Here is a 25386-nt window from a genome sequence, read left to right as displayed (position 1 = left end):
AAGAGAACAACAATGGCGAAAAACCTATTAATCGTCGAATCCCCGTCCAAAGCCAAAACCCTGAAAAAATATTTGGGCGGTGATTTTGAAATCTTGGCGTCTTACGGCCACGTCCGCGATTTGGTTCCGAAAAGCGGAGCAGTCGATCCCGACAATGGCTTTGCCATGAAATACCAACTGATCAGCCGCAACAGCAAACACGTCGATGCCATCGTTGCCGGTGCCAAAGAAGCTGAAAACATCTACCTCGCAACCGACCCGGATAGGGAAGGCGAAGCCATTTCTTGGCATCTTTTGGAAATCCTCAAATCCAAACGCGGCCTGAAAAACATTAAGCCGCAGCGTGTCGTGTTCCACGAAATCACCAAAAACGCCGTGCTCGATGCCGTTGCCCATCCGCGCGAAATCGAAATGGATTTGGTCGATGCGCAACAAGCCCGCCGCGCTTTGGACTATCTTGTCGGTTTCAACCTCTCGCCGTTGTTGTGGAAAAAAATCCGCCGCGGTTTGAGTGCAGGCCGTGTACAAAGCCCTGCTTTGCGTTTGATTTGTGAGCGCGAAAACGAAATCCGCGCGTTTGAAGCGCAGGAATATTGGACGGTACATCTCGACAGCCACAAAGGCCGCAGCAAGTTTACCGCCAAACTCGCCCAATACAACGGCGCGAAACTCGAACAATTCGACCTGCCGAATGAAGCCGCGCAAGCCGACGTGTTGAAAGAACTCGAAGGCAAAGAGGCTGTCGTTACTGCCATTGAAAAGAAAAAGCGCAGCCGCAATCCCGCCGCGCCGTTCACCACTTCTACCATGCAGCAGGATGCCGTGCGCAAACTCGGCTTCACCACCGACCGCACCATGCGTACCGCCCAACAGCTTTATGAAGGTATAGACGTAGGGCAGGGTGCCATCGGTCTGATTACCTATATGCGTACTGACAGCGTGAATTTGGCCGATGAAGCGTTAACCGAAATCCGCCATTACATCGAAAACAAAATCGGCAAAGAATATCTGCCAAGTTCGGCCAAGCAGTACAAAACCAAATCCAAAAACGCCCAAGAAGCCCACGAAGCGATCCGTCCGACTTCCGTGTACCGCACGCCTGAAAGCGTCAAACCCTTCCTGAGTGCAGACCAGTTCAAACTCTATCAAATGATTTGGCAGCGTACTGTTGCCTGTCAGATGACGCCCGCCAAATTCGACCAAACCACCGTCGATATTACCGTCGGCAAAGGCGTATTCCGCGTAACCGGACAGGTGCAAACCTTCGCAGGCTTCCTCAGCGTTTACGAAGAAAGCAGCGACGATGAAGAAGGCGAAGACAGCAAAAAACTGCCTGAAATGAGCGAAGGCGACAAACTGCCTGTGGACAAACTCTACGGCGAACAACACTTTACCACCCCGCCGCCACGCTACAACGAAGCCACACTGGTTAAAGCCCTCGAAGAATACGGCATTGGCCGTCCCTCCACCTACGCCAGCATCATCTCCACGCTCAAAGACCGCGAATACGTTACCCTTGAGCAAAAACGCTTCATGCCCACCGACACAGGCGACATCGTCAACAAATTCCTGACCGAACACTTCGCCCAATACGTCGACTACCACTTCACCGCCAAACTCGAAGACCAGCTTGACGAAATTGCCAACGGCAAACGCCAATGGATTCCCGTGATGGACAAATTCTGGAAGCCGTTTATCAAGCAAGTGGAAGAAAAAGAGGGCATCGAACGCGCCAAATTTACCACGCAGGAACTTGACGAAACCTGCCCGAAATGCGGCGAACACAAGCTGCAAATCAAATTCGGCAAAATGGGTCGTTTTGTTGCGTGTGCCGGTTATCCCGAGTGCAGCTACACGCGCAATGTCAATGAAACTGCTGAAGAGGCTGCCGAACGCATCGCCAAAGCCGAGGCTGAACAAGCCGAACTCGATGGACGCGAGTGTCCGAAATGCGGCGGTCGCCTAGTGTACAAATACAGTCGCACTGGCAGCAAATTCATCGGCTGCGCCAACTACCCCAAATGCAAACACGTCGAGCCGCTGGAAAAACCGAAAGATACCGGCGTCCAATGCCCGCAATGCAAAAAAGGCAACCTCGTCGAGCGCAAATCCCGTTACGGCAAACTATTTTACAGTTGCAGCACTTATCCTGATTGCAACTACGCCACTTGGAACCCGCCCATTGCAGAAACCTGTCCAAAATGCGCGTGGCCGGTATTGACCATCAAAACCACCAAACGCTGGGGCGTGGAAAAAGTCTGCCCGCAAAAAGAATGCGGCTGGAAAGAACAGATTGAACCGCCTGCACCGAAAGAGTGAGATTAGGTCGGTTTAAAAGAGAAAAGGTCGTCTGAAAAATTTTCAGACGACCTTTGCTTTTCTGTGATTGGTTTATTTGAATCCGCGTGTCGTTTTAAAGTCCGATAAAATACGGTTCATTTTTGGTTCAAATAAGACAGAGAGCTTTGCAAGCATATAAGTTACTAAATTTTTAGCACATTTTTATACATCAAATTTCGTGAACAGGCTATTTTGCAAAGGTATCAAAATGTATTAGAGAAAAGGATAAAGAAGATAGTATAACCATCCTGTAGGAATTTCTGGTTGTTCATGTATTTCTGTACATTCTGAAGAGTTATAAATTTTGGTTAGCTTAAGTAGTTTCCAAAAATCAGAAGATTCACCATTCGATAAGCCTATTTCCTCTCTAGTTTCTTCTGCCATCATGGCTATATCTCGGGGAGTTAATAGTTGTAAATTGTTAAAACGATCTAATTTTTGTTGGATTTTATTCAGCCCTTTGAATTGTTCTAAATGTCTTGCTGCAATGCCACATTTTAAGTAAGTTTTGGCGTCATCATAATCGCTGCTGCAACCTATTAACGCTGTAAAAGAAAAGGCGAGTAATAAGATTTTAATTTTCATATTGATATCCCTTTATTAGACAAATGGAATAAAATTATAAGAGTTGGAATCTTGCCATTCTAGAAAGTAAAAGTTTAAAATCTATCCCAATAATACAACTATCTATACAGAAACTTTAATTTTATGGAAACTCACGAAAAGATCCGCTTGATACGCGAATTAAATAAATGGTCTCAGGAAGAAATGGCGGAAAAGTTAGCCATGTCTGCCGGTGGATACGCTAAGATTGAGCGAGGTGAGACACAATTGAATATTCCAAGACTAGAGCAGTTGGCGACTATCTTTAAAGTAGATATGTGGGATTTGTTGAAATCGGGTAATAACGGGATGGTTTTACAGATTAATGAAGGAGACAGTGGAGGCGATATCGCTTTATATGCTTCAAGTGATATGGCTATGAAATTGGAGTTGTTGAATCAGGAGTTAAAATATTGCCGGGAAATGCTGGAGCAGAAGGATAAGGAAATTGAGTTGTTGAGACAGCTGGCTGCTTCTGTGCAGAAGTAAAAGCCTAGGCCGTCTGAAAAATGATTTTCAGACGGCCTTGTTGTATCTAAAAGAATATGAAATACGGCTTGATAGCAGTTTCACTATATAATTGAGGCCGTCTGAAAAATCGGCATCTTTTAAGAATTATGGCAAATAACAAACATTCCAAACACAGCAATCAAGTACGTATCATTGGCGGACAATGCAGGGGGCGAAAGTTAACATTTTTATCTGCAGACGGTCTGCGCCCGACGCCTGACAGCGTGCGTGAAAAACTGTTTAACTGGTTGGGTCAGGATTTAACTGGAAAAACAATATTAGATTTATTCAGCGGCAGCGGTGCTTTGGGAATGGAGGCTGCTTCTCGTAATGCGGCAAAAGTGGTAATGGTCGATAACCACCGCCAAACAGTTCAAACGCTTCAGAAAAATATCCGTGAATTAGGTTTGAAACAGGTGGAAATCGAGTGTTCAGACGGCATGATTTATCTGACAAGGCCGTCTGAAAAATTTGATGTTGTGTTCCTTGATCCGCCATTTGCATGGGAAGATTGGCAAAATCTGTTTATCCGATTGCAAAGCCACTTGAAAAATGGGGCAATGGTCTATATTGAAGCAGGGAAGCTGCCTGAAAAACCGGATTGGCTGGAAGTTTATCGGGAAGGAAAGGCGGGAATGAGTAGGTTTGAATTGTTACTCTATTCGCAAGTTGCTGAATAGTATAGAATTTGAGAATCATTCCCAAGGTGTAAAACATTCTTTCAAACGGATTGTTCCGACGTCATTTGTGCTATAATCCGCGCCCAATCGGTTTTGATAATTTAAGAAAAAAGGAAATAGAAATGTCGCTCTTTATTACAGATGAGTGCATTAACTGCGACGTGTGCGAACCGGAATGTCCAAATGATGCCATTTCGCAAGGTGAAGAAATTTACGAAATCAATCCAAATTTGTGTACGCAATGTGTAGGCCATTACGATGAGCCTCAGTGTCAACAGGTATGCCCTGTCGATTGTATCTTGATCGATGAAGAGCATCCTGAAACGCACGAAGAACTGATGGCTAAGTACGAAAAAATCATTCAGTTTAAATAAATAGTGTTTAAAAGCAAAAGCTTGGATATTTTTAAAGAAATAAATGAAAAAAAATCTTGACGGAAATCTGAGTTGCCAATAAACTGACGTTCTCTTTTGGAGGGATTCCCGAGCGGTCAAAGGGGGCAGACTGTAAATCTGTTGCGTGAGCTTCGAAGGTTCGAATCCTTCTCCCTCCACCAAAAATTCTTACTTGGAGCAAAAAAGTGAGTATGCGGGTGTAGCTCAATGGTAGAGCAGAAGCCTTCCAAGCTTACGGTGAGGGTTCGATTCCCTTCACCCGCTCCAAACAATTTCGCCCATGTAGCTCAGGGGTAGAGCACTCCCTTGGTAAGGGAGAGGTCGGCAGTTCAAATCTGCCCATGGGCACCATCTCATTATTACCCTTTATTTTCAAAAAGCTTAGATTATAGGATATTGCCATGGCTAAGGAAAAATTTGAACGTAGCAAACCGCACGTAAACGTTGGCACCATCGGTCACGTTGACCATGGTAAAACCACTCTGACTGCTGCTTTGACTACTATTTTGGCTAAAAAATTCGGTGGCGCTGCAAAAGCTTACGACCAAATCGACAACGCTCCTGAAGAAAAAGCTCGTGGTATTACCATTAATACCTCACACGTAGAATACGAAACTGAAACCCGTCACTACGCACACGTAGACTGCCCGGGCCACGCCGACTACGTTAAAAACATGATTACCGGTGCTGCCCAAATGGACGGCGCGATCTTGGTATGTTCTGCCGCTGACGGTCCTATGCCTCAAACTCGCGAACACATCCTGTTGGCTCGCCAAGTAGGTGTACCTTACATCATCGTATTCATGAACAAATGCGACATGGTTGACGATGCCGAGCTGTTGGAACTGGTTGAAATGGAAATCCGTGACTTGTTGTCAAGCTACGACTTCCCTGGCGACGACTGCCCAATCGTACAAGGTTCTGCACTGAAAGCTTTGGAAGGTGACGCTGGTTACGAAGAAAAAATCTTCGAATTGGCTGCTGCCTTGGACAGCTACATCCCAACACCTGAGCGTGCTGTGGACAAACCTTTCTTGTTGCCTATCGAAGACGTATTCTCTATCTCTGGCCGTGGTACAGTAGTAACCGGTCGTGTAGAGCGCGGTATCATCCACGTTGGTGACGAGATCGAAATCGTAGGTTTGAAAGAAACCCAAAAAACCACTTGCACCGGCGTTGAAATGTTCCGCAAACTGCTGGACGAAGGTCAAGCGGGTGACAACGTAGGCGTATTGCTGCGTGGTACTAAACGTGAAGACGTAGAGCGTGGTCAAGTATTGGCTAAACCAGGTACTATCACTCCTCACACCAAGTTCAAAGCAGAAGTATACGTACTGAGCAAAGAAGAGGGTGGTCGTCACACTCCATTCTTCGCTAACTACCGTCCACAATTCTACTTCCGTACTACTGACGTAACTGGTGCAGTTACTTTGGAAGAAGGCGTAGAAATGGTAATGCCAGGTGAGAACGTGACCATTACTGTAGAACTGATTGCGCCAATCGCTATGGAAGAAGGTCTGCGCTTTGCGATTCGCGAAGGTGGTCGTACCGTAGGTGCGGGTGTGGTTTCTTCTGTAATTGCTTAATTGAGGGATATTGATAAATGGCAAACCAAAAAATCCGTATCCGCCTGAAAGCTTATGATTACAGTCTGATTGACCGTTCTGCGCAAGAAATTGTTGAAACTGCCAAACGTACTGGCGCTGTTGTTAAAGGTCCGATTCCTTTGCCAACTAAAATCGAACGTTTCAACATCTTGCGTTCTCCTCACGTGAACAAAACTTCTCGTGAACAATTGGAAATCCGTACCCACTTGCGTCTGATGGACATCGTGGATTGGACTGACAAAACTACTGATGCACTGATGAAACTGGATCTTCCAGCAGGTGTGGATGTAGAAATTAAAGTTCAATAAGAACTAAAAAACCGAACAGTTTGGCTGTTCGGTTTTTTATAGAATTCTTAGGCCGTCTGAAAATTTTCAGATATTTGGCAACACTTCATCCGAAAAAAATGATGGGTTTAAGAAGTAAAATTGAAATTTTTGTTGATATTTCTTTGATTTGTCAATTATAATGGCGGACTTGGTACATCCGTATCAAGTTTAACTTTGTCTGAAAGGCAGGCCAATCGTAGCCCGCCCCTTTACTTAAAAGGAAAATAATCATGACTTTAGGTCTGGTTGGACGCAAAGTTGGTATGACTCGCGTGTTCGACGAACAGGGTGTTTCTGTTCCGGTAACCGTTTTGGATATGTCTGCCAACCGCGTTACACAAGTGAAATCCAAAGATACTGACGGCTACACTGCTGTACAAGTTACCTTTGGTCAGAAAAAAGCTAATCGTGTCAACAAAACTGAAGCCGGTCACTTTGCTAAAGCAGGTGTTGAAGCTGGTCGCGGTTTGGTTGAGTTTGCTTTGACTGAAGAAAAACTGGCTGAATTGAAAGCCGGTGATGAAATTACCGTTTCTATGTTTGAAGTTGGTCAATTGGTAGATGTAACCGGTACCTCTAAAGGTAAAGGTTTCTCTGGTACGATCAAACGTCATAACTTCGGTGCTCAACGTACTTCCCACGGTAACTCCCGTTCTCACCGTGTTCCTGGTTCTATCGGTATGGCACAAGACCCTGGTCGCGTGTTCCCTGGTAAACGTATGGCAGGTCAATACGGTAACACTAAAGCAACTGTTCAAAAATTGGAAGTTGTACGTGTTGATGCTGAACGCCAACTCTTGTTGGTTAAAGGTGCTGTTCCGGGTTCGGTTAACAGCGACGTCGTGGTTCGTCCTAGCGTGAAAGTAGGTGCGTAATGGAATTGAAAGTAATTGACGCTAAAGGACAAGTATCTGGCAGCTTGGCTGTTTCTGATGCTTTGTTTGCTCGTGAATACAATGAAGCTTTGGTTCACCAACTGGTTACTGCTTACTTGGCAAATGCCCGTTCTGGTAATCGTGCTCAAAAAACTCGTGCCGAAGTAAACCACTCTACTAAAAAGCCATGGCGCCAAAAAGGTACCGGTCGTGCTCGTTCTGGTATGACTTCTTCTCCGCTGTGGCGTAAAGGTGGTCGTGCATTCCCAAACAAACCTGACGAAAACTTCACTCAAAAAGTGAACCGTAAAATGTATCGTGCCGGTATGGCGACTATTTTATCCCAACTGGCTCGTGATGAACGTTTATTTGCAATCGAAGCATTGACTGCTGAAACTCCTAAAACCAAAGTTTTTGCCGAACAAGTGAAAAACTTGGGTTTGGAGCAAGTTCTGTTTGTAACTAAACAGCTCGACGAGAATGTTTACTTGGCTTCACGCAACTTGCCTAACGTATTAGTTTTGGAAGCTCAACAAGTTGATCCTTACAGCTTGCTGCGTTACAAAAAAGTCGTTATCACTAAAGATGCAGTTGCACAATTAGAGGAGCAATGGGTATGAATCAACAACGTTTGACTCAAGTAATCTTGGCACCTATCGTTTCTGAAAAAAGCAACGTATTGGCTGAAAAACGTAACCAAATGACGTTTAAAGTTTTGGCAAATGCAACCAAACCTGAAATTAAAGCGGCTGTTGAGCTGCTGTTCGGCGTTCAAGTTGCAGACGTTACTACTGTTACCATTAAAGGTAAAGTTAAACGTTTTGGTCGTACTTTAGGTCGTCGCAGTGATGTTAAAAAGGCTTATGTAAGCCTGGCTGCCGGTCAAGAGTTGGATTTGGAAGCCGCTGCTGCAGCTGCAGATAAGGAATAAACAAAATGGCAATCGTTAAAATGAAGCCGACCTCTGCAGGCCGTCGCGGCATGGTTCGCGTGGTAACAGAAGGTTTGCACAAAGGTGCACCTTATGCACCTCTGCTGGAAAAGAAAAATTCTACTGCCGGTCGTAACAACAATGGTCATATCACTACCCGTCATAAAGGTGGTGGCCATAAACATCATTACCGCGTTGTAGATTTCAAACGTAACAAAGACGGTATCCCTGCGAAAGTAGAGCGTATCGAATATGACCCTAACCGTACTGCATTTATCGCACTGTTGTGCTATGCAGATGGTGAGCGTCGCTACATCATTGCTCCTCGTGGTATTCAAGCAGGTGCAGTATTGGTTTCCGGTGCTGAGGCTGCTATCAAAGTAGGTAACACTCTGCCGATCCGCAATATTCCTGTTGGTACAACTATTCACTGTATCGAAATGAAACCAGGTAAAGGTGCGCAAATTGCGCGTTCTGCTGGTGCTTCTGCGGTATTGCTTGCAAAAGAAGGTGCTTACGCACAAGTTCGTTTGCGTTCTGGTGAAGTACGCAAAATTAGCGTAAATTGCCGTGCAACTATCGGTGAAGTTGGTAACGAAGAACAAAGCCTGAAAAAAATCGGTAAAGCTGGTGCTAACCGCTGGCGTGGTATTCGTCCGACCGTTCGTGGTGTTGTAATGAACCCTGTTGATCACCCACATGGTGGTGGTGAAGGCCGTACTGGTGAGGCTCGCGAACCGGTTAGCCCATGGGGTACTCCTGCTAAGGGCTACCGCACTCGTAATAACAAACGCACGGATAACATGATTGTTCGTCGTCGTTACTCAAATAAAGGTTAATTAGTATGGCTCGTTCATTAAAAAAAGGCCCATATGTAGACCTGCATTTGCTGAAAAAAGTAGATGCTGCTCGTGCAAGCAACGACAAACGCCCAATTAAAACTTGGTCACGTCGTTCTACCATTTTGCCTGATTTTATCGGTCTAACTATCGCTGTTCACAACGGTCGCACTCACGTGCCTGTGTTCATCAGCGACAATATGGTTGGTCATAAATTGGGTGAGTTCTCATTGACCCGTACCTTTAAAGGCCACTTGGCTGATAAAAAGGCTAAAAAGAAATAAGGTGAATCATGAGAGTAAGTGCACAACATAAAAACGCCCGTATTTCAGCTCAAAAAGCTCGTTTGGTGGCTGATTTAATTCGTGGTAAAGACGTTGCCCAAGCTTTGAATATCTTGGCATTCAGCCCTAAAAAAGGTGCTGAGCTGATTAAAAAAGTATTGGAATCAGCAATCGCCAATGCCGAGCACAACAATGGTGCTGATATTGACGAATTGAAAGTGGTAACTATCTTTGTTGACAAAGGCCCAAGCTTGAAACGTTTCCAAGCTCGTGCCAAAGGTCGCGGTAACCGCATCGAGAAACAAACTTGTCATATTAATGTGACAGTGGGCAACTAAGGAAAAGCTATGGGACAAAAGATTAACCCTACAGGCTTTCGCCTGGCGGTAACTAAAGACTGGGCTTCAAAATGGTTTGCTAAAAGCACCGACTTTTCTACTGTTTTGAAACAAGATATTGATGTTCGTAACTACTTGCGTAAAAAACTGGCTAATGCTTCAGTTGGTCGCGTAGTGATCGAGCGTCCTGCTAAATCTGCACGTATTACCATTCACTCTGCTCGTCCAGGTGTGGTTATTGGTAAAAAAGGTGAGGATATTGAAATCTTGAAGCGTGACTTGCAAGCTCTGATGGGTGTGCCTGTTCATGTAAATATTGAAGAGATTCGTCGTCCTGAATTGGATGCACAAATCATTGCTGATGGTATTGCCCAGCAGCTTGAAAAACGTGTTCAATTCCGTCGCGCTATGAAACGTGCAATGCAAAATGCAATGCGTTCTGGTGCTAAAGGCATCAAGATCATGACTTCAGGCCGTCTGAATGGTGCAGATATCGCTCGTAGCGAATGGTACCGTGAAGGTCGTGTGCCTTTGCATACTTTGCGTGCGAACGTAGATTATGCAACTAGCGAAGCACACACCACTTATGGTGTGCTGGGTCTGAAAGTTTGGGTTTATACAGAAGGTAATATTAAATCTTCTAAACCTGAGCATGAGAAGAAACAAAGAAAGGCAGGTGGACGTAATGCTGCAGCCAACTAGACTGAAATATCGCAAGCAACAAAAAGGTCGTAATACCGGTATTGCTACTCGCGGTAACAAAGTAAGTTTCGGTGAGTTCGGTTTGAAAGCCGTAGGCCGTGGTCGTTTGACTGCCCGCCAAATCGAAGCTGCTCGTCGTACTATGACTCGTCATATTAAACGTGGCGGTCGTATTTGGATTCGTGTATTCCCTGATAAACCAATTACTGAGAAACCTATCCAAGTCCGTATGGGTGGCGGTAAAGGTAATGTGGAATATTACATTGCTGAAGTTAAACCAGGCAAAGTATTGTACGAAATGGACGGTGTTCCTGAGTCTTTGGCTCGTGAAGCATTTGAATTGGCCGCTGCCAAATTGCCTATTCCTACAACCTTTGTAGTAAGACAGGTGGGTCAATAATGAAAGCAAATGAATTGAAAGACAAATCTATTGAGCAATTAAACTCTGATTTGTTGGACTTGTTGAAAGCTCAGTTTGGCTTACGCATGCAAAATGCAACCGGTCAGTTGGGTAAATCTAGCGAGTTGAAACGTGTACGTCGCGATATTGCTCGTATTAAAACCATTTTAACTGAAAAAGGTGCTAAGTAATGAGCGAAGCTAAAAATGTTCGTACTTTGCAAGGCAAAGTGGTAAGCGACAAAATGGACAAAACTGTTACAGTATTGGTTGAACGTAAAGTTAAACACCCTCTGTACGGTAAAATTATTCGTTTATCAACTAAAATCCATGCTCATGATGAAAACAATCAATATGGCATTGGTGATGTAGTGGTAATCGAGGAATCTCGTCCTTTGTCAAAAACCAAGTCTTGGGTTGTAAAAGAATTGGTTGAGAAAGCGCGTACTGTTTGATTTAAAACACAGTAATGTAGCTTAATAAGAAACGAAGTCTTGCAGCAAAGTTAATTTGCGTGTAAACTTCGTTTCTTATCTTCCAGCTTCTTATGGAAGTTTCTCTCCCTTCGGGATCCAAGACTGGTTTACTAGAACCGTGATGGTTTCATTTAATAAGCAGCTTAAAGTAAGGTGCGAGTTATATGAAAGTGGTAAATTAAGTTGGTTAATTTAAAGGTACTAATATGATTCAAATGCAGACCATCTTAGATGTGGCTGATAACTCTGGTGCGCGTCGCGTAATGTGCATCAAAGTATTAGGCGGATCTAAGCGTCGCTACGCTTCTGTTGGCGATATTATTAAAGTTGCAGTTAAAGATGCAGCCCCACGTGGTCGTGTCAAAAAAGGTGATGTATACAATGCGGTAGTTGTTCGTACTGCTAAGGGTGTGCGTCGTCCTGATGGTGCGTTAATTAAATTCGATAACAATGCTGCTGTGTTGTTGAATAATAAACTTGAACCTCTGGGTACTCGTATTTTTGGTCCGGTAACCCGTGAATTGCGTACTGAGCGATTTATGAAAATCGTTTCATTGGCGCCTGAAGTATTATAAGGAATAGCGCGATGAATAAAATCATTAAAGGCGATCAGGTTGTAGTGATTACCGGTAAAGATAAAGGTAAGCAAGGTCAAGTAGTTCGAGTATTGGGTGATAAAGTTGTTGTTGAGGGTGTTAATGTTGTAAAACGCCATCAAAAACCTAATCCAATGCGCGGTATTGAGGGTGGCATTATTACTAAAGAAATGCCTTTGGATATTTCTAATGTTGCAATCCTGAATCCGGAAACTAATAAAGCAGACCGTGTTGGTATTAAGCTGATTGAAAATGAAGGCAAAGTTAAACGCGTTCGTTTCTTCAAATCAAATGGCTCTATCATTGGAGCATAAGGAGATAACATGGCTCGTTTGAGAGAGTTTTATAAAGATACAGTTGTTCCTGAATTGGTTAAACAATTTGGTTACAAATCAGTAATGGAAGTTCCACGTATTGAAAAAATCACCTTGAATATGGGTGTGGGTGAAGCTGTTGCTGATAAAAAAGTTATGGAACACGCTGTTTCTGATTTAGAGAAAATTGCTGGTCAAAAACCAGTTGTTACTGTTGCTCGTAAATCTATCGCGGGTTTTAAAATCCGTGATAACTATCCAGTTGGTTGCAAAGTAACTTTGCGTCGTGATCAAATGTTTGAATTCTTGGATCGTTTGATTACTATTGCGTTGCCTCGCGTACGTGACTTCCGTGGTGTAAGCGGTAAATCATTTGATGGTCGTGGCAATTACAATATGGGCGTTCGTGAGCAAATTATTTTCCCGGAAATTGAATACGATAAAATCGATGCTTTGCGTGGTTTGAATATTACTATTACAACTACTGCAAAAACTGATGAAGAAGCGAAAGCTTTGTTGTCACTGTTCAAGTTTCCGTTTAAAGGATAATCATGGCTAAGAAAGCACTTATTAATCGTGAGCTGAAACGTCAAGCATTGGCGAAAAAGTTTGCAGCTAAACGTGAGGCAATTTTCGCTGTTATTAATGATGCTAATGCGACTGAAGAAGAACGTTTTGAAGCACGTTTGAAATTTCAATCCATTCCTCGTAATGCAGCACCTGTACGTCAACGTCGTCGTTGTGCTTTAACAGGTCGTCCTCGTGGCACTTTCCGTAAATTTGGTTTGGGCCGTATTAAAATCCGTGAAATCGCTATGCGTGGCGAGATCCCTGGTGTTGTTAAAGCTAGCTGGTAATAGGAGTATAAATAATGAGTATGCATGATCCTATTTCCGATATGTTGACTCGTATTCGCAATGCGCAACGTGCTAATAAAGCAGCAGTTGCCATGCCTTCCTCTAAACTGAAATGTGCAATTGCAAAAGTTCTGAAAGAAGAAGGTTATATCGAGGATTTTGCGGTTTCTGCTGATGCAAAACCGGTATTGGAAATTCAATTGAAATACTATGCAGGTCGTCCTGTGATTGAGCAAATTAAACGTGTTTCACGTCCAGGTTTGCGTATTTACAAAGCATCAAGTGAGATCCCTAGCGTAATGAATGGCCTGGGTGTCGCTATTGTTAGTACTTCTAAAGGTGTAATGACTGATCGCAAAGCCCGTTCTGAGGGTGTGGGTGGTGAGTTGTTGTGCATCGTAGCCTAGTGGAGAAAAGTAAATGTCACGCGTCGCAAAAAACCCAGTGACTGTTCCTGCTGGTGTAGAAGTAAAATTCGGAACAGATGCATTGGTTATCAAAGGTAAAAACGGCGAATTGTCTTTTCCTTTGCATTCCGATGTTGCTATTGAACTGAACGATGGTAAATTGACTTTTGCTGCAAAAAATGACAGTAAACAGGCTAATGCTATGTCTGGTACTGCTCGTGCATTGGTTAATAACATGGTTAAGGGTGTTTCTGAAGGTTTTGAGAAAAAACTTCAATTGATTGGTGTGGGTTATCGTGCCCAAGCTCAAGGTAAAGTTTTGAACCTGTCTTTGGGTTTCTCTCATCCAATCGTATATGAAATGCCTGAAGGTGTTTCCGTTCAAACTCCTAGCCAAACAGAAATCGTTTTGACTGGTGCAGATAAACAAGTGGTTGGCCAAGTCGCTGCTGAAATTCGTGCATTCCGTTCTCCTGAGCCTTATAAAGGTAAAGGTATTCGTTATGTAGGTGAAGTAGTAGTGATGAAAGAAGCCAAGAAAAAATAATTGAGGTTCACTAATGGATAAACATACAACCCGACTCCGTCGTGCACGCAAAACCCGTGCGCGTATTGCGGACTTGAAAATGGTAAGATTATGTGTGTTCCGCAGCAATAATCATATTTATGCTCAAGTAATTAGTGCTGAAGGTGATAAAGTATTGGCTCAAGCCTCTACATTGGAAGCTGAAGTACGTAGTAGCCTGAAATCAGGTGGCAACGTTGAAGCAGCAGCTGTAGTTGGTAAGCGTATTGCTGAAAAAGCTAAAGCAGTGGGTGTTGAAAAAGTTGCTTTTGACCGTTCAGGTTTCCAATATCACGGTCGTGTGAAAGCTTTGGCTGAAGCTGCACGTGAAAATGGTTTAAGCTTCTAATATTTGGAGACTTTCAGATGGCAAAACATGAAATTGAAGAACGCGGTGACGGACTGATTGAAAAGATGGTCGCAGTTAATCGCGTGACTAAAGTAGTTAAAGGTGGCCGTATCATGGCTTTCTCTGCACTGACTGTTGTTGGTGATGGTGATGGTCGCATCGGTATGGGTAAAGGTAAATCAAAAGAAGTACCAGTTGCTGTTCAAAAAGCAATGGATCAAGCTCGACGCTCTATGATTAAAGTGCCTTTGAAAAACGGTACTATTCATCATGAAGTTATTGGTCGTCATGGTGCTACTAAGGTATTTATGCAACCTGCTAAAGAAGGTAGCGGTGTAAAAGCTGGTGGTCCAATGCGTTTAGTATTTGATGCTATGGGTATCCATAACATCTCAGCTAAAGTACATGGTTCTACTAACCCTTACAATATTGTACGTGCTACATTAGACGGTTTGTCTAAACTGTATACCCCTGCTGATATTGCTGCTAAACGTGGCTTGACAGTAGAAGATATTTTGGGAGCTAACCATGACTGAGCAAAAAAAGATTAAAGTTACATTGGTTAAGAGCCTGATCGGTACAATTGAATCTCATCGTGCATGTGCTCGTGGTTTAGGTTTACGCCGCCGTGAGCATACTGTGGAGGTTTTGGATACCCCTGAAAACCGTGGCATGATCAATAAAATCAGCTACTTGTTGAAAGTGGAGTCTTAATATGTTTTTGAATACTATTCAACCTGCTGAGGGTGCTACTCACGCTAGTCGTCGTGTAGGCCGTGGTATTGGTAGCGGCTTGGGTAAGACAGGTGGTCGTGGTCATAAAGGTCAAAAAAGCCGTTCTGGTGGCTTCCACAAGGTAGGTTTTGAAGGCGGTCAAATGCCTTTGCAACGCCGTCTGCCGAAGCGTGGTTTCAAATCTTTGACTGCTGCCGCTAATGCTGAAGTTCGTTTAAGTGAATTGGATCTGATTGCTGTGAACGAGATTGATGTCTTGGTTCTTAAACAAGCTGGTCTGATTCCTGCAACTGCTTCTAATGTAAAAGTTATTGCTTCTGGTGAAATCTCAAAAGCAGTTACCTTGAAAGGTGTAAAAGCTACTAAAGGTGCTAAAGCTGCTATTGAAGCTGCCGGTGGTAAAGTAGAAGAATAAGGCTCGCACTACAGTGGCTAATCAACAATCTTTATCAGGATTATCCAAATTTGGTGATCTGAAAAAACGTCTGGTGTTCCTTTTAGGTGCTTTAGTTGTTTTCCGTATTGGTGCTCATATACCGGTACCGGGCGTAGATGCTGTTGCATTAGCTAAGTTATACGAAGGCGCTGCAAACGGCATATTCGGAATGTTAAATATGTTCTCGGGTGGTTCGTTGGAGCGCTTTAGTATATTTGCAATTGGTATCATGCCTTATATTTCGGCATCGATTATTGTTCAGCTTGCTTCTGAAATTGTTCCTTCTTTAAAAGCTTTAAAGAAGGAAGGTGAGGCTGGTAGGAAAATAATTACGAAATATACTAGGTATGGGACGGTATTATTGGCTGTATTGCAAAGCTTTGGTGTTGCAACATTTGTTTATCAACAAGGTGTTGTTGTAACGAGTTCGCTTGAGTTTCATATTTCTACAGTAGTCTGTTTGGTTACAGGTACTATGTTTCTGATGTGGTTAGGGGAGCAAATTACCGAGCGTGGTATTGGTAATGGTATTTCTTTAATTATTACAGCAGGCATTGTATCGGGTATCCCATCCGGTATTGTTCGGTTATTAACTTTGACTGAACAAGGCTCTATGAGTATGTTGATGGCGGTATCAATTGTGATTGGTATTTTGCTGTTGATCTATGCTGTAGTTTATTTTGAGAGTGCTCAGCGTAAAGTTCCTGTGCATTATGCTAAAAGACAGTTTGGCTCTGGAATGATGCCGGGGCAAAGCATTCATATGCCGTTCAAGCTAAATATGGCAGGTGTTATTCCTCCTATTTTTGCTTCCAGTATCATTTTATTTCCATCTACACTTTTAGGTTGGTTTGGTTCAAATAGTACGAATTCTGTTCTTCATAAGGTTGCTGCAATGCTGCAACACGGACATCCTTTGTATATTGTATTATTTGCCACAACTATCATCTTTTTCTGCTATTTCTATACTGCTTTAGTATTTAGCCCTAAAGAGATGGCTGAAAATTTGAAGAAGAGTGGTGCATTTGTGCCGGGTATTCGCCCAGGTGAGCAAACCTCTAGATATTTGGAAAAAGTGGTACTAAGACTGACATTGTTTGGTGCTTTGTACATTACTACAATCTGTCTGATACCTGAATTTTTAACGACGGCATTGAAGGTTCCTTTCTATTTAGGTGGAACATCTTTGCTTATTTTGGTTGTCGTTACAATGGATTTTAGGACACAAATCAATTCATATCGAATGAGTAGTCAGTATGAAGACTTGATGAGTCGTCCAGATATGAAATCTTTGTCACGTAAGTAGGCTTATGGCTAAAGAAGATACCATACAGATGCAGGGCGAAATCCTTGAGACTTTGCCCAATGCAACATTTAAAGTAAAACTGGAAAATGATCATGTAGTACTTGGTCATATATCTGGAAAAATGCGAATGCACTATATTCGTATTTCTCCAGGTGATAAGGTAACAGTTGAATTAACTCCTTATGATTTAACCCGTGCTCGGATTGTTTTCCGAGCAAGATAAACGATAAAAGGAAATAAAATGCGTGTACAACCTTCTGTAAAGAAAATTTGTCGCAATTGCAAGATTATTCGTCGTAATCGTGTAGTTCGCGTAATTTGTACTGACCCACGTCACAAACAACGTCAAGGTTAAGAAGCTAGTTTTCTTAACTATTGATTTTGTGGTATAGTGACATACTTTGCCCTAAAAAGGAAAAAATATGGCTCGTATTGCAGGGGTAAATATCCCTAATAATGCCCATATCGTAATTGGCCTTCAGGCTATTTATGGTATTGGTGCGACTCGTGCTAAATTGATTTGTGAGGCAGCAAATATTGCTCCTACTACTAAAGCAAAAGATTTGGACGAGGCTCAATTAGACGCTTTGCGTGAGCAAGTTGCTAAATATGAAGTTGAAGGTGATTTGCGTCGTGAAGTAACGATGAGCATTAAACGACTGATGGATATGGGTTGCTATCGTGGCTTCCGTCATCGTCGTGGCTTGCCTTGTCGTGGTCAACGCACTCGCACAAATGCCCGTACCCGTAAAGGTCCGCGCAAAGCGATTGCCGGTAAGAAATAAATTTTAAGGAATTTGATTAATGGCTAAAGCAAACACAGCTTCGCGTGTACGTAAAAAAGTACGTAAAACCGTAAGCGAGGGTATTGTGCACGTTCATGCATCTTTCAACAATACCATCATTACAATCACTGACCGTCAAGGCAATGCATTGTCTTGGGCTACCTCTGGCGGCGCTGGTTTTAAAGGTTCTCGTAAAAGTACACCATTTGCAGCACAAGTTGCAGCAGAAGCAGCTGGTAAAGTTGCCCAAGAGTATGGCGTTAAAAATTTAGAAGTCCGCATTAAAGGCCCTGGCCCTGGTCGCGAATCTTCTGTACGTGCTTTAAACGCTCTTGGTTTCAAGATTACCAGCATTACTGACGTTACCCCGTTGCCTCATAACGGTTGCCGTCCGCCTAAAAAACGTCGTATTTAATATTGGAGTGATTTAAAACATGGCACGTTATATTGGCCCTAAATGTAAATTAGCACGTCGCGAAGGTACGGATCTGTTTTTGAAGAGTGCACGTCGCTCTTTAGATTCAAAATGTAAAATGGATTCTGCACCTGGTCAGCACGGTGCGAAAAAACCACGTTTGTCAGACTACGGTTTGCAATTGCGTGAAAAACAAAAAATCCGTCGTATTTATGGCGTGTTAGAACGCCAATTCCGTCGTTACTTTGCGGAAGCTGATCGTCGTAAAGGTTCTACCGGTGAATTGCTGTTGCAATTGCTGGAGTCCCGTTTGGACAATGTCGTTTATCGTATGGGTTTTGGCTCTACCCGCGCTGAAGCACGTCAATTGGTTTCTCATAAAGCTATCGTTGTAAACGGTCAGGTTGTTAATATCCCTTCTTTCCAAGTTAAAGCAGGCGATGTTGTAGCTGTTCGTGAAAAAGCTAAGAAACAAGTACGTATCCAAGAGGCATTGAGCTTGGCTACTCAAATTGGCTTGCCAAGCTGGGTATCTGTTGATGCCGACAAATTGGAAGGTGTATTCAAAAATATGCCGGATCGCTCAGAATTGTCTGGCGATATTAATGAACAGCTGGTGGTAGAGTTCTACTCTAAATAATGCTAGCTCAATGAGGGACAGTTAAATGCAAAATAGCACAACCGAATTTTTGAAACCTCGTCAAATCGATGTAGATACCTTGTCTTCTACTCGAGCTAAGGTGTCTATGCAGCCATTTGAGCGTGGTTTTGGTCATACTTTAGGTAATGCTTTGCGTCGTATCTTACTGTCATCCATGAATGGCTTTGCCCCAACTGAAGTAGTTATTTCTGGCGTATTGCACGAATACTCTACTATTGATGGTGTTCAGGAGGATGTTGTTGACGTTCTCTTGAACATCAAAGGTATCGTATTTAAGCTTCACGGTCGTAATCAAGTTCAGTTGACTTTGAAAAAAGCAGGTGCCGGTGCTGTTGTAGCTGGTGATATTGATTTGCCACACGATGTGGAAATCATCAATCCTGAACATGTTATTTGCCACTTGTCCGACAATGGTCAAATCGACATGGAAATTAAAGTAGAGCAAGGTCGTGGTTATCAATCTGTTTCAGGTCGTCGCGTATTGCGTGATGAGAATAAACAGATTGGTGCGATTCAGTTGGATGCGAGCTTTTCGCCCATCAGTCGTGTTAGCTTTGAAGTTGAACCTGCACGCGTAGAGCAACGCACGGATTTGGATAAATTGGTTTTGGATATTGAAACCAATGGTTCTATTGATCCAGAAGAAGCTGTACGTAGTGCCGCACGTATCTTAATTGACCAAATGTCTATTTTTGCAGATCTGCAAGGTACTCCGGTTGAAGAGGTTGAAGAAAAAGCGCCTCCTATCGATCCTATCTTGCTGCGTCCTGTAGATGATTTGGAATTAACCGTACGTTCAGCTAATTGTCTGAAAGCTGAAGATATTTACTATATTGGCGATTTGATTCAACGTACTGAAACCGAGCTTCTCAAGACCCCTAATTTGGGTCGTAAATCTTTGAATGAGATCAAAGAAGTGTTGGCCTCTAAAGGTCTGACATTAGGTTCCAAATTAGAAGCTTGGCCGCCTGTAGGCTTAGAAAAGCCGTAAGTTTGAAGATTAAAGGATAATGACATGCGTCATCGTAATGGCAACCGCAAATTAAACCGTACTAGCAGCCACCGTGCTGCGATGCTGCGCAATATGGCGAATTCCTTGTTGACTCACGAAACCATCGTGACAACTTTGCCTAAAGCAAAAGAATTGCGCCGCGTAGTTGAGCCCTTGATTACCTTGGGTAAAAAACCTTCTTTGGCAAACCGTCGTTTGGCTTTTGACCGCACTCGCGATCGTGATGTTGTAGTTAAATTGTTTGACGAATTGGGTCCACGCTTTGCTGCTCGTAACGGCGGCTATGTTCGTGTACTGAAATACGGTTTCCGTAAAGGCGACAATGCTCCTTTGGCATTGGTTGAATTGGTTGATAAAGCAGCTGATTCTGCTGAATAAGCACATTAATATGAAAGCACTACCTGTTTAGGTGGTGCTTTTTTATTTGGATGGCCCCTTTCTCATTTCGCAGTGCTACAATAAGACCGCCGAAACTGGGCTTTTTTCTTGTGTTGTAGCTCCCTTTCTCATTTCGCAGTGCTACAATACAATGTTCATGTGCTGCGTTTGCGATGGTGTTGTAGCTCCCTTTCTCATTTCGCAGTGCTACAATTGTAGCTTGGGTGCAGGTGGCTTAACTTGTGTTGTAGCTCCCTTTCTCATTTCGCAGTGCTACAATATGAAGCCGGAGATTGAGGCGGATTTGCAAGTTGTAGCTCCCTTTCTCATTTCGCAGTGCTACAATACTTCGATGGGAAATCCTTATTCTATAAGGGTTTCCCGTTTTATTTTGTCTAATAAAATGAGCTTAAAATAATAATAGTTGGTCGGAATTTACCCTTTTTTCTTGGGTTTTCAGCTCTCCCAACAGCAGTTTCATGGTGGCATATTGCTTTTCTGTTACTTCCAAACAGCGGATTGAGCCTTCTTGCGGTAGGTTTGCACATAGCCTATTGTGGTGTTTTTGCAACGAATCTCGACCTTTGACAATACGGCTGTATACAGAAAGTTGGAGCATTTGGTATCCATCTTTTAATAGAAACTGGCGGAATTGATTGGCAGCTTTGCGCTTGGCCGCTGTGGTAACCGGTAGGTCGAAGAAGACGATAATCCTCATAAATTTGGCCTCACTCATATTGGTATTCTTTTAATGGCAAGATTTCAGGCAGCTTCAGCTGTTTGGCATTTTTGTTAGTTACGCTGACTTGAAATGAAGAAATCATTTTGTCGATGGCAGCCAAGGTGCTGAAATGTTGCCGTTCGATGCAGATTTGACAGTGAAGGGTCTTGATAAGGTTTTGTTTGATGTTAGGGGTCAGATCAGTTTTCAGACAGCCTTGTTCATGCAAATGTATAACGACCAGGTCGGCCAATGGGCGTAAGGGCTCGATAAAGTCATCGGCAAGATTGAATGGATTCAATTCGCTTCTATGAAACAAGCCTAATGCAGGCAACCAGCCATATAAGGTCAGGGCGCGTGCAACTGCTGCACGGAGCACGGCGTAGGTGTAGTTCAATGCGGTATTGACGGCGTTGTTGTCATTACGGGTAAATTTTTCCCCAAAGAGGGCTTGGAAGTAGAGGGCGGCAGCTTGGGCTTCACGGTTTCCTGTATCGCCTGAACGGACTTCAGATGCCAAAGTGCGCAGCCGTTTGGCTGCAAGATCATTGCCTGTTTCGTCTGCGACAAATGCTTGATTCAGGATTTTTTGACGGACGATATGTTGCCAGAGTTGCTTTTTTAAGGGTTCGCTTATATTCAGCTGCAGCTTGAGGATTTTAAGTTGGCGGTGATATTGGGCATAAGGCAGCCATTGTCCGCAGGGGAGGAACTGCTCGTCGCAGGTCAGCAGGGTTGAGCCATGCTCGGCTAAGGCTGATAGGAGCGGGGCAGTAATCAGGGTTTCGCGGTTTTCGATGATGATAACGGCGATGTCTTCTAATGGTACGGTATGGGACTCGCCGTTTTGTTGAATCAGCAGTTGCCGGCATTGCAAGGATAGTTTGCCGCCATTTTGAATGAGCAGGCTGCGCCAAGTCATGTTTTTCCCCTTATTTTGATATAAAAAATCCCTGCTTCAGGCCGTCTGAAACAGGGATAGATTAATTTAGCGGACAGGCGGGCGTTTTTTCAGACGGCATGGTCTGATTTCTTTGCCCAGTTCATCGATTTGGTATTTTTGCATCAATACAAGATTTTGGGTACTAATACGGAATTGCTGTTCTTTAGAGCCTTTATCATGCCAAGCTAAATAGAATCGTCCATTAGAGCTATCACAGTTGATATAGTAGGCGAATTCTACTTTAGATTTTTCATCTTTCTGAAAAGCAATCAGATCATACTTATGCAAGCTAAAACAGAATGTATAGCTATCATCAATCCGGTATCCTTTACAATCAATATCGGGAAGAATGTTTTCAGCAACCTGCCAAGCATAGATGGGAACAATAAAATACTGATTTTTTCCTTTCTTATCCACTTTACAGAACACATCAACACGTACCATGTCTCCATTATCTGCAATGGTATAAGCATTTTTTTTGTTTAATAAGACTCCGCTCTCTTGGGTTTTTTCGACCCTCACAGCTTTAACCAGTTGTCCCCCCTTTTTATAAAACGGATTGTCCTTAGGGTCAAATGCTTGTTTAGCATTACCTCCATATGCCCCTAAACGTGCCTTAAGAGCCTCATATAATTCAATCTCCCTACCATTTTTATAATTAACCATATTTTCAAGGTCGGCCAACTTGATTTCGGTTAACCATACTCGTTTAACACTAATTTTTTCATTATGTTTAACAAATCGTTTAGCAGATCTCAAAGTATCTTTATGTGCACCGCTCATCTTCCGATTGGGCGCGCGTGAAACAAACAGTGGCGTAACGTATTCGTGTACGGCTTCGGGACGAGAGGATAATTTTTCTGCGAGCAGGGTACGCAGTTTTTCGGGGGTATCCGCTTCTTCAAATTCGGGTTTGCCGTCCGGTTTGCCGAAGACGCGAATCATGACTTCTTGTGCGAAAAATTCCCAAGGTTGCGGGAAATGTGCTTTTTGATGCAGCACTTCTCCTGTTTCTTTATCTATGGTTTTACCGTCAAACGCGTTCATCTCTTTATAGCGTACAAAACGGGTAATTTTCTGCTGCATGGCAACGGTCGAGCAAGCAACGACGACGGCGTCCAAGGCGTGATGGCGGTCGTTTCCCGCACGCACTTTGCGTAATCCCCAAAAGCCGCGCAACAGATTGGTAATTTGTCCATTGGATGCAAAGATACGTCTTTTACCTTTACCTGTCAGCCGCATACGGTCGGCAATAAATTGGCACAGGAAACGGTTGACGTAGCGCGTATCGTTCAGATTGCGTTTTTTAAAGCTGTCTTCGTCGAATTTTTGCAGCAGAATCCGTTGTTTTTTACTGCGAGGAAAACGGCTGGTTTCGACACGCGCTTTAAATTCCTGCCATTCGCGGCTGTTATCTTTGCCATTGAAGTATTCGTAAGGGGTTTGGTTGCCTTTGTTTTGGTTTTCGCTGCCCAATACCAGCACTTTATTGTTGAAACTGTCGTCCCATGTGCGCGAGAACGGCAGGGCATGGTCGATTTCGACATAGCCTATTTCGTTCAGACGGCCTAAGTTGATTTCTTTGCCCGAATACAGGCATTTGCCGTGTTGTTGCTTGTACAGGCGCAGTTTCAGAATATCTTTGGACTTGGGTTCGCCGATAAAATTGGGGAAATACTCTCGGAATTCAGTAGCGGATTTTTCACGGTCTTTACGGTTTTCTTCTTGGCGTTTTTCAATTTCTTTACGGTCTTTGAACGATTTACCCACTTCCCTTGCTGTTTCAATATGGATACGCGCAGGGGAGCCGTAACGCCGAACCACGCCGTTAATGACTTTTCTGGCTTGAGATAAGGCGCGCAAGACGACTGGGTTGCGGATTTCGTCGGCAGGGATGGGCGGCAGAACAGATTCTTTTTTAGTTGATTGCGGAGGATAAACTTTTCTCCAGGCAGTATCGTAGTCATCACCTTGTTCCATAAAAGGAAGGATATTTTTCAATGCTTCTAAAGATAAATTCACAGTGCATGTAAAATCAACATGATCACACAAAATATCAAGAATATCTTGATCTTCTTTTATCTTACCGGTCAAGAGGACTTTTCTTCTCTCATCATTTTTACAGATGGTAAAAACTGTTCCGATTTCATCTAGTAAATTATGATTGCTTGAAAGGCTCTGCCATTCTGTTTTTCTTCCATTCCCTTCTAAAGTTTCCTTAATTTTGTGCCAGAATTTCATTTCCATGAATTTCGTATCTTTTTCAATTTTATCTGATGATTTTATCTCCCCTTTTTTATCTTTTTTATGATATCCGATATTAAAAAGAGCATTGGGAGAAAGGGAGGTTAAGGCATTCCTTACTTGTTGATAGCTGACGGTCTTTAATTTATATGGAAGATCTATAAGTATTTGACGTTCTATTTCAGTTAATTTCCTAGTGCCAAATTCATCCGTTATCCTTAAATTAGCCAACTTGCTTAACCATATAAAACGTTCTGCGCTCCAACTATGTTTTGCTGCCCTAGATTTATTTTTTTCAAAAGTACATTTTCCTTGCATCCGCAGAATAGCACTTTCATCAGGAATGGAATCTCTTTGCGTCATCAGCAGGGTTTCAATACCTTCTTTAAGGCCGTCTGAAACATGAGGATTGCCAAATTCTTTTTGTTTTTCAAACAGTAAATTCAGCTCTGCCTGCAAATCTTTGCGGCTGAACGTATGCGAATAATCGCCGCGCTGGTTGCGGATATGGCCGCTTTCCTTTTCAAATTTATTTAAAGCCAATTCGGCCGGTGTGCGGAAATCGCCTGTCTGTAAGGCATGGGCATTGTCGGCTACGCCTTTAAGCAAAGCGCCAAGCTCCTTATCGGCAGTTTCGCCCTCGTTTTTTCTTTGCGACAAATAGCCGCGGTGTTTGATTAAATGCAACAAGACTGCCGACCACTCTAAAGGCGTCAGTTTGTGGTCTAATGCGGCTGCGCGAAGTTGCCACGGTGTATTCGGCAAGGATTTGATCAAGCTGTTTTCGTCAAAATCGGCGGCTTGTAATACGCCTTCGCGTTTCAATAGGCGGCGGGCCCGAAGCAGGCGATGGGCGCGACGGCGAGTCAGGCGGCGAACACTGCGTGCCAAGCGTCTTGCCGCTGCGAGAGAGTCACCTGTTTTCGGAACTTCTGCACACTCAAATACGCGCACGCCTAAATCAATCAGGCGGATGGGTTTTTCTTCTTCGTCAATTTCTACCATCGCCCAGCCGACGGATGCGATGCCGATATCGAGGCCGAGGATGTAGTTGATTGGGTTGGGTTTGAATGCAGCCATCAGTTTCTCCGTAATGTGATGTTTGGTAAGTATAAATATATCCTAGGTAAGTATTACTATGCAAATGAAATGCTTGACTGGGTGCCGATTTGGAATTAGAATTTGAATATATTGTTGCACTGCGAAATGAGAAACGTTGCTACAATAAGGCCGTCTGAAAAGATGTGCCGCAACGCTCTGCCCCTTAAGGCTTCTGCTTTAAGGGGCATCGTTTTGTCTAAATGGCAGGGATTAAAAAGGCCGAGACCTTTGCAAAAAAGCCCTTCCCCAACAG

38 protein-coding genes, 3 tRNA genes and 1 CRISPR repeat array are annotated in these 25386 nt (G+C 43.4%); of the genes, 37 read left to right on the top strand and 4 right to left on the bottom strand.

Translation table 11 applies throughout. The annotated features are described in order from the left end of the window. Nucleotides 1-12 precede the first annotated feature (12 nt). Entirely contained in the window at nt 13-2319 is a 2307-nt protein-coding gene (gene topA, locus HMPREF2606_RS00200) for a type I DNA topoisomerase (protein WP_070711747.1), read from the top strand. A 234-nt stretch (nt 2320-2553) separates the two neighbouring features. Here the strand turns inward: topA and HMPREF2606_RS00195 are convergent, their stop codons facing one another. Beyond that, entirely contained in the window at nt 2554-2925 is a 372-nt protein-coding gene (locus HMPREF2606_RS00195) for a hypothetical protein (RefSeq protein ID WP_070711750.1), read from the bottom strand. 123 nt (nt 2926-3048) lie between these two features. On the opposite strand from HMPREF2606_RS00195, the gene HMPREF2606_RS00190 reads away from it, so the two are divergent. From HMPREF2606_RS00190 to rplQ, 36 genes are all read left to right on the top strand, one after another. After that, nucleotides 3049-3432 carry a helix-turn-helix domain-containing protein gene (locus tag HMPREF2606_RS00190; protein WP_070711752.1) on the top strand — a complete coding sequence of 128 codons (384 nt, stop codon included), beginning with the start codon at nt 3049-3051 and terminating at the stop codon, nt 3430-3432. Nucleotides 3433-3560: 128 nt separating this feature from the next. Further along, the gene (rsmD, locus tag HMPREF2606_RS00185; RefSeq protein ID WP_070711756.1) at nt 3561-4133 is read left to right on the top strand and encodes a 16S rRNA (guanine(966)-N(2))-methyltransferase RsmD; all 573 of its coding nucleotides are present in this window, start codon (nt 3561-3563) and stop codon (nt 4131-4133) included. Between the two features lie 122 nt (nt 4134-4255). Further along, nucleotides 4256-4507, top strand: coding sequence for a YfhL family 4Fe-4S dicluster ferredoxin (locus HMPREF2606_RS00180; protein ID WP_003679513.1), 252 nt, complete (start codon nt 4256-4258; stop codon nt 4505-4507). 98 nt (nt 4508-4605) lie between these two features. Continuing rightward, a tRNA-Tyr gene (locus HMPREF2606_RS00175) sits at nt 4606-4689 on the top strand. Between the two features lie 32 nt (nt 4690-4721). After that, nucleotides 4722-4795: transfer RNA gene (locus tag HMPREF2606_RS00170), tRNA-Gly, on the top strand. Between the two features lie 9 nt (nt 4796-4804). Beyond that, nucleotides 4805-4879 (top strand) — tRNA-Thr (locus HMPREF2606_RS00165). Nucleotides 4880-4929: 50 nt separating this feature from the next. Next, the gene (tuf, locus tag HMPREF2606_RS00160) at nt 4930-6114 is read left to right on the top strand and encodes an elongation factor Tu (protein WP_004520187.1); all 1185 of its coding nucleotides are present in this window, start codon (nt 4930-4932) and stop codon (nt 6112-6114) included. Between the two features lie 17 nt (nt 6115-6131). Further along, a complete protein-coding gene (gene rpsJ / locus HMPREF2606_RS00155; protein WP_002642322.1) occupies nt 6132-6443 on the top strand; it encodes a 30S ribosomal protein S10 in 312 nt (103 codons plus the stop codon). A 251-nt stretch (nt 6444-6694) separates the two neighbouring features. Continuing rightward, nucleotides 6695-7339 (top strand): 50S ribosomal protein L3, encoded by a 645-nt coding sequence (gene rplC / locus HMPREF2606_RS00150; RefSeq protein WP_004464584.1) that lies wholly within the window; start codon nt 6695-6697, stop codon nt 7337-7339. After that, complete coding sequence (gene rplD / locus HMPREF2606_RS00145) at nt 7339-7959, top strand: 50S ribosomal protein L4 (protein ID WP_003684798.1); 621 nt, start codon at nt 7339-7341, stop codon at nt 7957-7959. Before rplC ends, rplD begins: the two co-directional genes overlap by 1 nt. Then, nucleotides 7956-8270 (top strand): 50S ribosomal protein L23, encoded by a 315-nt coding sequence (gene rplW, locus HMPREF2606_RS00140; protein ID WP_002243944.1) that lies wholly within the window; start codon nt 7956-7958, stop codon nt 8268-8270. Before rplD ends, rplW begins: the two co-directional genes overlap by 4 nt. A gap of 5 nt (nt 8271-8275) precedes the next feature. Then, complete coding sequence (gene rplB, locus HMPREF2606_RS00135; RefSeq protein WP_003684813.1) at nt 8276-9109, top strand: 50S ribosomal protein L2; 834 nt, start codon at nt 8276-8278, stop codon at nt 9107-9109. Between the two features lie 5 nt (nt 9110-9114). After that, nucleotides 9115-9393 carry a 30S ribosomal protein S19 gene (gene rpsS / locus HMPREF2606_RS00130; RefSeq protein WP_002215422.1) on the top strand — a complete coding sequence of 93 codons (279 nt, stop codon included), beginning with the start codon at nt 9115-9117 and terminating at the stop codon, nt 9391-9393. Nucleotides 9394-9401: 8 nt separating this feature from the next. Beyond that, entirely contained in the window at nt 9402-9731 is a 330-nt protein-coding gene (rplV, locus tag HMPREF2606_RS00125) for a 50S ribosomal protein L22 (protein WP_003749277.1), read from the top strand. A gap of 9 nt (nt 9732-9740) precedes the next feature. Beyond that, complete coding sequence (gene rpsC, locus HMPREF2606_RS00120) at nt 9741-10433, top strand: 30S ribosomal protein S3 (RefSeq protein ID WP_003684753.1); 693 nt, start codon at nt 9741-9743, stop codon at nt 10431-10433. Next, nucleotides 10417-10833, top strand: coding sequence for a 50S ribosomal protein L16 (gene rplP, locus HMPREF2606_RS00115; RefSeq protein ID WP_003684741.1), 417 nt, complete (start codon nt 10417-10419; stop codon nt 10831-10833). Before rpsC ends, rplP begins: the two co-directional genes overlap by 17 nt. After that, on the top strand, nt 10833-11024 hold the full coding sequence (gene rpmC / locus HMPREF2606_RS00110) for a 50S ribosomal protein L29 (protein WP_003684705.1): 192 nt from the start codon (nt 10833-10835) through the stop codon (nt 11022-11024). Before rplP ends, rpmC begins: the two co-directional genes overlap by 1 nt. Continuing rightward, nucleotides 11024-11287: a 30S ribosomal protein S17 gene (rpsQ, locus tag HMPREF2606_RS00105; protein WP_003684766.1), complete on the top strand. Its 264-nt coding sequence runs from the start codon at nt 11024-11026 to the stop codon at nt 11285-11287. Before rpmC ends, rpsQ begins: the two co-directional genes overlap by 1 nt. A gap of 227 nt (nt 11288-11514) precedes the next feature. After that, nucleotides 11515-11883 carry a 50S ribosomal protein L14 gene (rplN, locus tag HMPREF2606_RS00100; RefSeq protein WP_002215434.1) on the top strand — a complete coding sequence of 123 codons (369 nt, stop codon included), beginning with the start codon at nt 11515-11517 and terminating at the stop codon, nt 11881-11883. Between the two features lie 11 nt (nt 11884-11894). After that, nucleotides 11895-12218, top strand: a complete 324-nt coding sequence (gene rplX / locus HMPREF2606_RS00095) for a 50S ribosomal protein L24 (protein WP_036493506.1) — start codon at nt 11895-11897, stop codon at nt 12216-12218. Between the two features lie 9 nt (nt 12219-12227). Then, the gene (gene rplE / locus HMPREF2606_RS00090; RefSeq protein WP_003684750.1) at nt 12228-12767 is read left to right on the top strand and encodes a 50S ribosomal protein L5; all 540 of its coding nucleotides are present in this window, start codon (nt 12228-12230) and stop codon (nt 12765-12767) included. A gap of 2 nt (nt 12768-12769) precedes the next feature. Further along, entirely contained in the window at nt 12770-13075 is a 306-nt protein-coding gene (rpsN, locus tag HMPREF2606_RS00085; protein WP_003684736.1) for a 30S ribosomal protein S14, read from the top strand. Between the two features lie 14 nt (nt 13076-13089). After that, complete coding sequence (gene rpsH / locus HMPREF2606_RS00080) at nt 13090-13482, top strand: 30S ribosomal protein S8 (protein WP_003684738.1); 393 nt, start codon at nt 13090-13092, stop codon at nt 13480-13482. A 13-nt stretch (nt 13483-13495) separates the two neighbouring features. Further along, complete coding sequence (gene rplF, locus HMPREF2606_RS00075) at nt 13496-14029, top strand: 50S ribosomal protein L6 (RefSeq protein WP_070583496.1); 534 nt, start codon at nt 13496-13498, stop codon at nt 14027-14029. A 13-nt stretch (nt 14030-14042) separates the two neighbouring features. Next, nucleotides 14043-14396 (top strand): 50S ribosomal protein L18, encoded by a 354-nt coding sequence (rplR, locus tag HMPREF2606_RS00070; RefSeq protein ID WP_070583498.1) that lies wholly within the window; start codon nt 14043-14045, stop codon nt 14394-14396. Between the two features lie 17 nt (nt 14397-14413). Beyond that, nucleotides 14414-14932, top strand: coding sequence for a 30S ribosomal protein S5 (gene rpsE / locus HMPREF2606_RS00065; protein WP_003684704.1), 519 nt, complete (start codon nt 14414-14416; stop codon nt 14930-14932). Then, complete coding sequence (gene rpmD / locus HMPREF2606_RS00060; protein ID WP_003684808.1) at nt 14925-15110, top strand: 50S ribosomal protein L30; 186 nt, start codon at nt 14925-14927, stop codon at nt 15108-15110. The genes rpsE and rpmD overlap by 8 nt, the downstream gene beginning before the upstream one ends. A gap of 1 nt (nt 15111) precedes the next feature. Further along, entirely contained in the window at nt 15112-15546 is a 435-nt protein-coding gene (rplO, locus tag HMPREF2606_RS00055; protein WP_070712764.1) for a 50S ribosomal protein L15, read from the top strand. A 13-nt stretch (nt 15547-15559) separates the two neighbouring features. Beyond that, nucleotides 15560-16873 carry a preprotein translocase subunit SecY gene (gene secY, locus HMPREF2606_RS00050; protein WP_070583503.1) on the top strand — a complete coding sequence of 438 codons (1314 nt, stop codon included), beginning with the start codon at nt 15560-15562 and terminating at the stop codon, nt 16871-16873. 4 nt (nt 16874-16877) lie between these two features. Beyond that, entirely contained in the window at nt 16878-17096 is a 219-nt protein-coding gene (gene infA / locus HMPREF2606_RS00045; protein ID WP_003684714.1) for a translation initiation factor IF-1, read from the top strand. A gap of 18 nt (nt 17097-17114) precedes the next feature. Next, nucleotides 17115-17228: a 50S ribosomal protein L36 gene (gene rpmJ, locus HMPREF2606_RS10460; protein WP_003697674.1), complete on the top strand. Its 114-nt coding sequence runs from the start codon at nt 17115-17117 to the stop codon at nt 17226-17228. Nucleotides 17229-17295: 67 nt separating this feature from the next. Then, nucleotides 17296-17658 (top strand): 30S ribosomal protein S13, encoded by a 363-nt coding sequence (rpsM, locus tag HMPREF2606_RS00040; protein ID WP_003749295.1) that lies wholly within the window; start codon nt 17296-17298, stop codon nt 17656-17658. Between the two features lie 19 nt (nt 17659-17677). After that, a complete protein-coding gene (rpsK, locus tag HMPREF2606_RS00035) occupies nt 17678-18073 on the top strand; it encodes a 30S ribosomal protein S11 (RefSeq protein ID WP_002216249.1) in 396 nt (131 codons plus the stop codon). A gap of 19 nt (nt 18074-18092) precedes the next feature. Further along, nucleotides 18093-18713 carry a 30S ribosomal protein S4 gene (gene rpsD / locus HMPREF2606_RS00030; protein WP_003749296.1) on the top strand — a complete coding sequence of 207 codons (621 nt, stop codon included), beginning with the start codon at nt 18093-18095 and terminating at the stop codon, nt 18711-18713. 25 nt (nt 18714-18738) lie between these two features. Beyond that, nucleotides 18739-19725 (top strand): DNA-directed RNA polymerase subunit alpha, encoded by a 987-nt coding sequence (gene rpoA / locus HMPREF2606_RS00025; protein ID WP_003749298.1) that lies wholly within the window; start codon nt 18739-18741, stop codon nt 19723-19725. A 24-nt stretch (nt 19726-19749) separates the two neighbouring features. Then, nucleotides 19750-20124, top strand: coding sequence for a 50S ribosomal protein L17 (rplQ, locus tag HMPREF2606_RS00020; protein WP_003684792.1), 375 nt, complete (start codon nt 19750-19752; stop codon nt 20122-20124). 45 nt (nt 20125-20169) lie between these two features. Continuing rightward, a CRISPR array of direct repeats spans nt 20170-20471; the repeat unit is 38 nt; unit sequence TGTTGTAGCTCCCTTTCTCATTTCGCAGTGCTACAATA. 62 nt (nt 20472-20533) lie between these two features. On the opposite strand, the gene cas2 is transcribed toward rplQ, so the two are convergent. From cas2 to cas9, 3 genes are all read right to left on the bottom strand, one after another. Further along, the gene (gene cas2 / locus HMPREF2606_RS00015; RefSeq protein WP_033912916.1) at nt 20534-20860 is read right to left on the bottom strand and encodes a CRISPR-associated endonuclease Cas2; all 327 of its coding nucleotides are present in this window, start codon (nt 20858-20860) and stop codon (nt 20534-20536) included. After that, nucleotides 20853-21767: a type II CRISPR-associated endonuclease Cas1 gene (cas1, locus tag HMPREF2606_RS00010; RefSeq protein WP_070843102.1), complete on the bottom strand. Its 915-nt coding sequence runs from the start codon at nt 21765-21767 to the stop codon at nt 20853-20855. Before cas1 ends, cas2 begins: the two co-directional genes overlap by 8 nt. Before the next feature lie 66 nt (nt 21768-21833). Then, nucleotides 21834-25112 (bottom strand): type II CRISPR RNA-guided endonuclease Cas9, encoded by a 3279-nt coding sequence (cas9, locus tag HMPREF2606_RS00005; protein WP_070843101.1) that lies wholly within the window; start codon nt 25110-25112, stop codon nt 21834-21836. Nucleotides 25113-25386: the final 274 nt, after the last annotated feature.

The organism is Neisseria sp. HMSC070H10 (assembly GCF_001837635.1).
In the GTDB taxonomy this organism is placed as follows: Bacteria; Pseudomonadota; Gammaproteobacteria; order Burkholderiales; family Neisseriaceae; genus Neisseria; species Neisseria subflava_A.
The sequence above is the reverse complement of the archived record's forward strand: the minus strand, read 5'-3'. Positions and strand labels throughout refer to the sequence as shown.

What these genes read in the sequence shown, in the direction of transcription:
- topA (WP_070711747.1), top strand. Translation starts at nt 13, where the DNA reads ATGGCGAAAAACCTATTAATCGTCGAATCCCCGTCCAAAGCCAAAACC.
- HMPREF2606_RS00195 (WP_070711750.1), bottom strand. Translation starts at nt 2,925, where the DNA reads ATGAAAATTAAAATCTTATTACTCGCCTTTTCTTTTACAGCGTTAATA.
- HMPREF2606_RS00190 (WP_070711752.1), top strand. Translation starts at nt 3,049, where the DNA reads ATGGAAACTCACGAAAAGATCCGCTTGATACGCGAATTAAATAAATGG.
- rsmD (WP_070711756.1), top strand. Translation starts at nt 3,561, where the DNA reads ATGGCAAATAACAAACATTCCAAACACAGCAATCAAGTACGTATCATT.
- HMPREF2606_RS00180 (WP_003679513.1), top strand. Translation starts at nt 4,256, where the DNA reads ATGTCGCTCTTTATTACAGATGAGTGCATTAACTGCGACGTGTGCGAA.
- tuf (WP_004520187.1), top strand. Translation starts at nt 4,930, where the DNA reads ATGGCTAAGGAAAAATTTGAACGTAGCAAACCGCACGTAAACGTTGGC.
- rpsJ (WP_002642322.1), top strand. Translation starts at nt 6,132, where the DNA reads ATGGCAAACCAAAAAATCCGTATCCGCCTGAAAGCTTATGATTACAGT.
- rplC (WP_004464584.1), top strand. Translation starts at nt 6,695, where the DNA reads ATGACTTTAGGTCTGGTTGGACGCAAAGTTGGTATGACTCGCGTGTTC.
- rplD (WP_003684798.1), top strand. Translation starts at nt 7,339, where the DNA reads ATGGAATTGAAAGTAATTGACGCTAAAGGACAAGTATCTGGCAGCTTG.
- rplW (WP_002243944.1), top strand. Translation starts at nt 7,956, where the DNA reads ATGAATCAACAACGTTTGACTCAAGTAATCTTGGCACCTATCGTTTCT.
- rplB (WP_003684813.1), top strand. Translation starts at nt 8,276, where the DNA reads ATGGCAATCGTTAAAATGAAGCCGACCTCTGCAGGCCGTCGCGGCATG.
- rpsS (WP_002215422.1), top strand. Translation starts at nt 9,115, where the DNA reads ATGGCTCGTTCATTAAAAAAAGGCCCATATGTAGACCTGCATTTGCTG.
- rplV (WP_003749277.1), top strand. Translation starts at nt 9,402, where the DNA reads ATGAGAGTAAGTGCACAACATAAAAACGCCCGTATTTCAGCTCAAAAA.
- rpsC (WP_003684753.1), top strand. Translation starts at nt 9,741, where the DNA reads ATGGGACAAAAGATTAACCCTACAGGCTTTCGCCTGGCGGTAACTAAA.
- rplP (WP_003684741.1), top strand. Translation starts at nt 10,417, where the DNA reads ATGCTGCAGCCAACTAGACTGAAATATCGCAAGCAACAAAAAGGTCGT.
- rpmC (WP_003684705.1), top strand. Translation starts at nt 10,833, where the DNA reads ATGAAAGCAAATGAATTGAAAGACAAATCTATTGAGCAATTAAACTCT.
- rpsQ (WP_003684766.1), top strand. Translation starts at nt 11,024, where the DNA reads ATGAGCGAAGCTAAAAATGTTCGTACTTTGCAAGGCAAAGTGGTAAGC.
- rplN (WP_002215434.1), top strand. Translation starts at nt 11,515, where the DNA reads ATGATTCAAATGCAGACCATCTTAGATGTGGCTGATAACTCTGGTGCG.
- rplX (WP_036493506.1), top strand. Translation starts at nt 11,895, where the DNA reads ATGAATAAAATCATTAAAGGCGATCAGGTTGTAGTGATTACCGGTAAA.
- rplE (WP_003684750.1), top strand. Translation starts at nt 12,228, where the DNA reads ATGGCTCGTTTGAGAGAGTTTTATAAAGATACAGTTGTTCCTGAATTG.
- rpsN (WP_003684736.1), top strand. Translation starts at nt 12,770, where the DNA reads ATGGCTAAGAAAGCACTTATTAATCGTGAGCTGAAACGTCAAGCATTG.
- rpsH (WP_003684738.1), top strand. Translation starts at nt 13,090, where the DNA reads ATGAGTATGCATGATCCTATTTCCGATATGTTGACTCGTATTCGCAAT.
- rplF (WP_070583496.1), top strand. Translation starts at nt 13,496, where the DNA reads ATGTCACGCGTCGCAAAAAACCCAGTGACTGTTCCTGCTGGTGTAGAA.
- rplR (WP_070583498.1), top strand. Translation starts at nt 14,043, where the DNA reads ATGGATAAACATACAACCCGACTCCGTCGTGCACGCAAAACCCGTGCG.
- rpsE (WP_003684704.1), top strand. Translation starts at nt 14,414, where the DNA reads ATGGCAAAACATGAAATTGAAGAACGCGGTGACGGACTGATTGAAAAG.
- rpmD (WP_003684808.1), top strand. Translation starts at nt 14,925, where the DNA reads ATGACTGAGCAAAAAAAGATTAAAGTTACATTGGTTAAGAGCCTGATC.
- rplO (WP_070712764.1), top strand. Translation starts at nt 15,112, where the DNA reads ATGTTTTTGAATACTATTCAACCTGCTGAGGGTGCTACTCACGCTAGT.
- infA (WP_003684714.1), top strand. Translation starts at nt 16,878, where the DNA reads ATGGCTAAAGAAGATACCATACAGATGCAGGGCGAAATCCTTGAGACT.
- rpmJ (WP_003697674.1), top strand. Translation starts at nt 17,115, where the DNA reads ATGCGTGTACAACCTTCTGTAAAGAAAATTTGTCGCAATTGCAAGATT.
- rpsM (WP_003749295.1), top strand. Translation starts at nt 17,296, where the DNA reads ATGGCTCGTATTGCAGGGGTAAATATCCCTAATAATGCCCATATCGTA.
- rpsK (WP_002216249.1), top strand. Translation starts at nt 17,678, where the DNA reads ATGGCTAAAGCAAACACAGCTTCGCGTGTACGTAAAAAAGTACGTAAA.
- rpsD (WP_003749296.1), top strand. Translation starts at nt 18,093, where the DNA reads ATGGCACGTTATATTGGCCCTAAATGTAAATTAGCACGTCGCGAAGGT.
- rpoA (WP_003749298.1), top strand. Translation starts at nt 18,739, where the DNA reads ATGCAAAATAGCACAACCGAATTTTTGAAACCTCGTCAAATCGATGTA.
- rplQ (WP_003684792.1), top strand. Translation starts at nt 19,750, where the DNA reads ATGCGTCATCGTAATGGCAACCGCAAATTAAACCGTACTAGCAGCCAC.
- cas2 (WP_033912916.1), bottom strand. Translation starts at nt 20,860, where the DNA reads ATGAGTGAGGCCAAATTTATGAGGATTATCGTCTTCTTCGACCTACCG.
- cas1 (WP_070843102.1), bottom strand. Translation starts at nt 21,767, where the DNA reads ATGACTTGGCGCAGCCTGCTCATTCAAAATGGCGGCAAACTATCCTTG.
- cas9 (WP_070843101.1), bottom strand. Translation starts at nt 25,112, where the DNA reads ATGGCTGCATTCAAACCCAACCCAATCAACTACATCCTCGGCCTCGAT.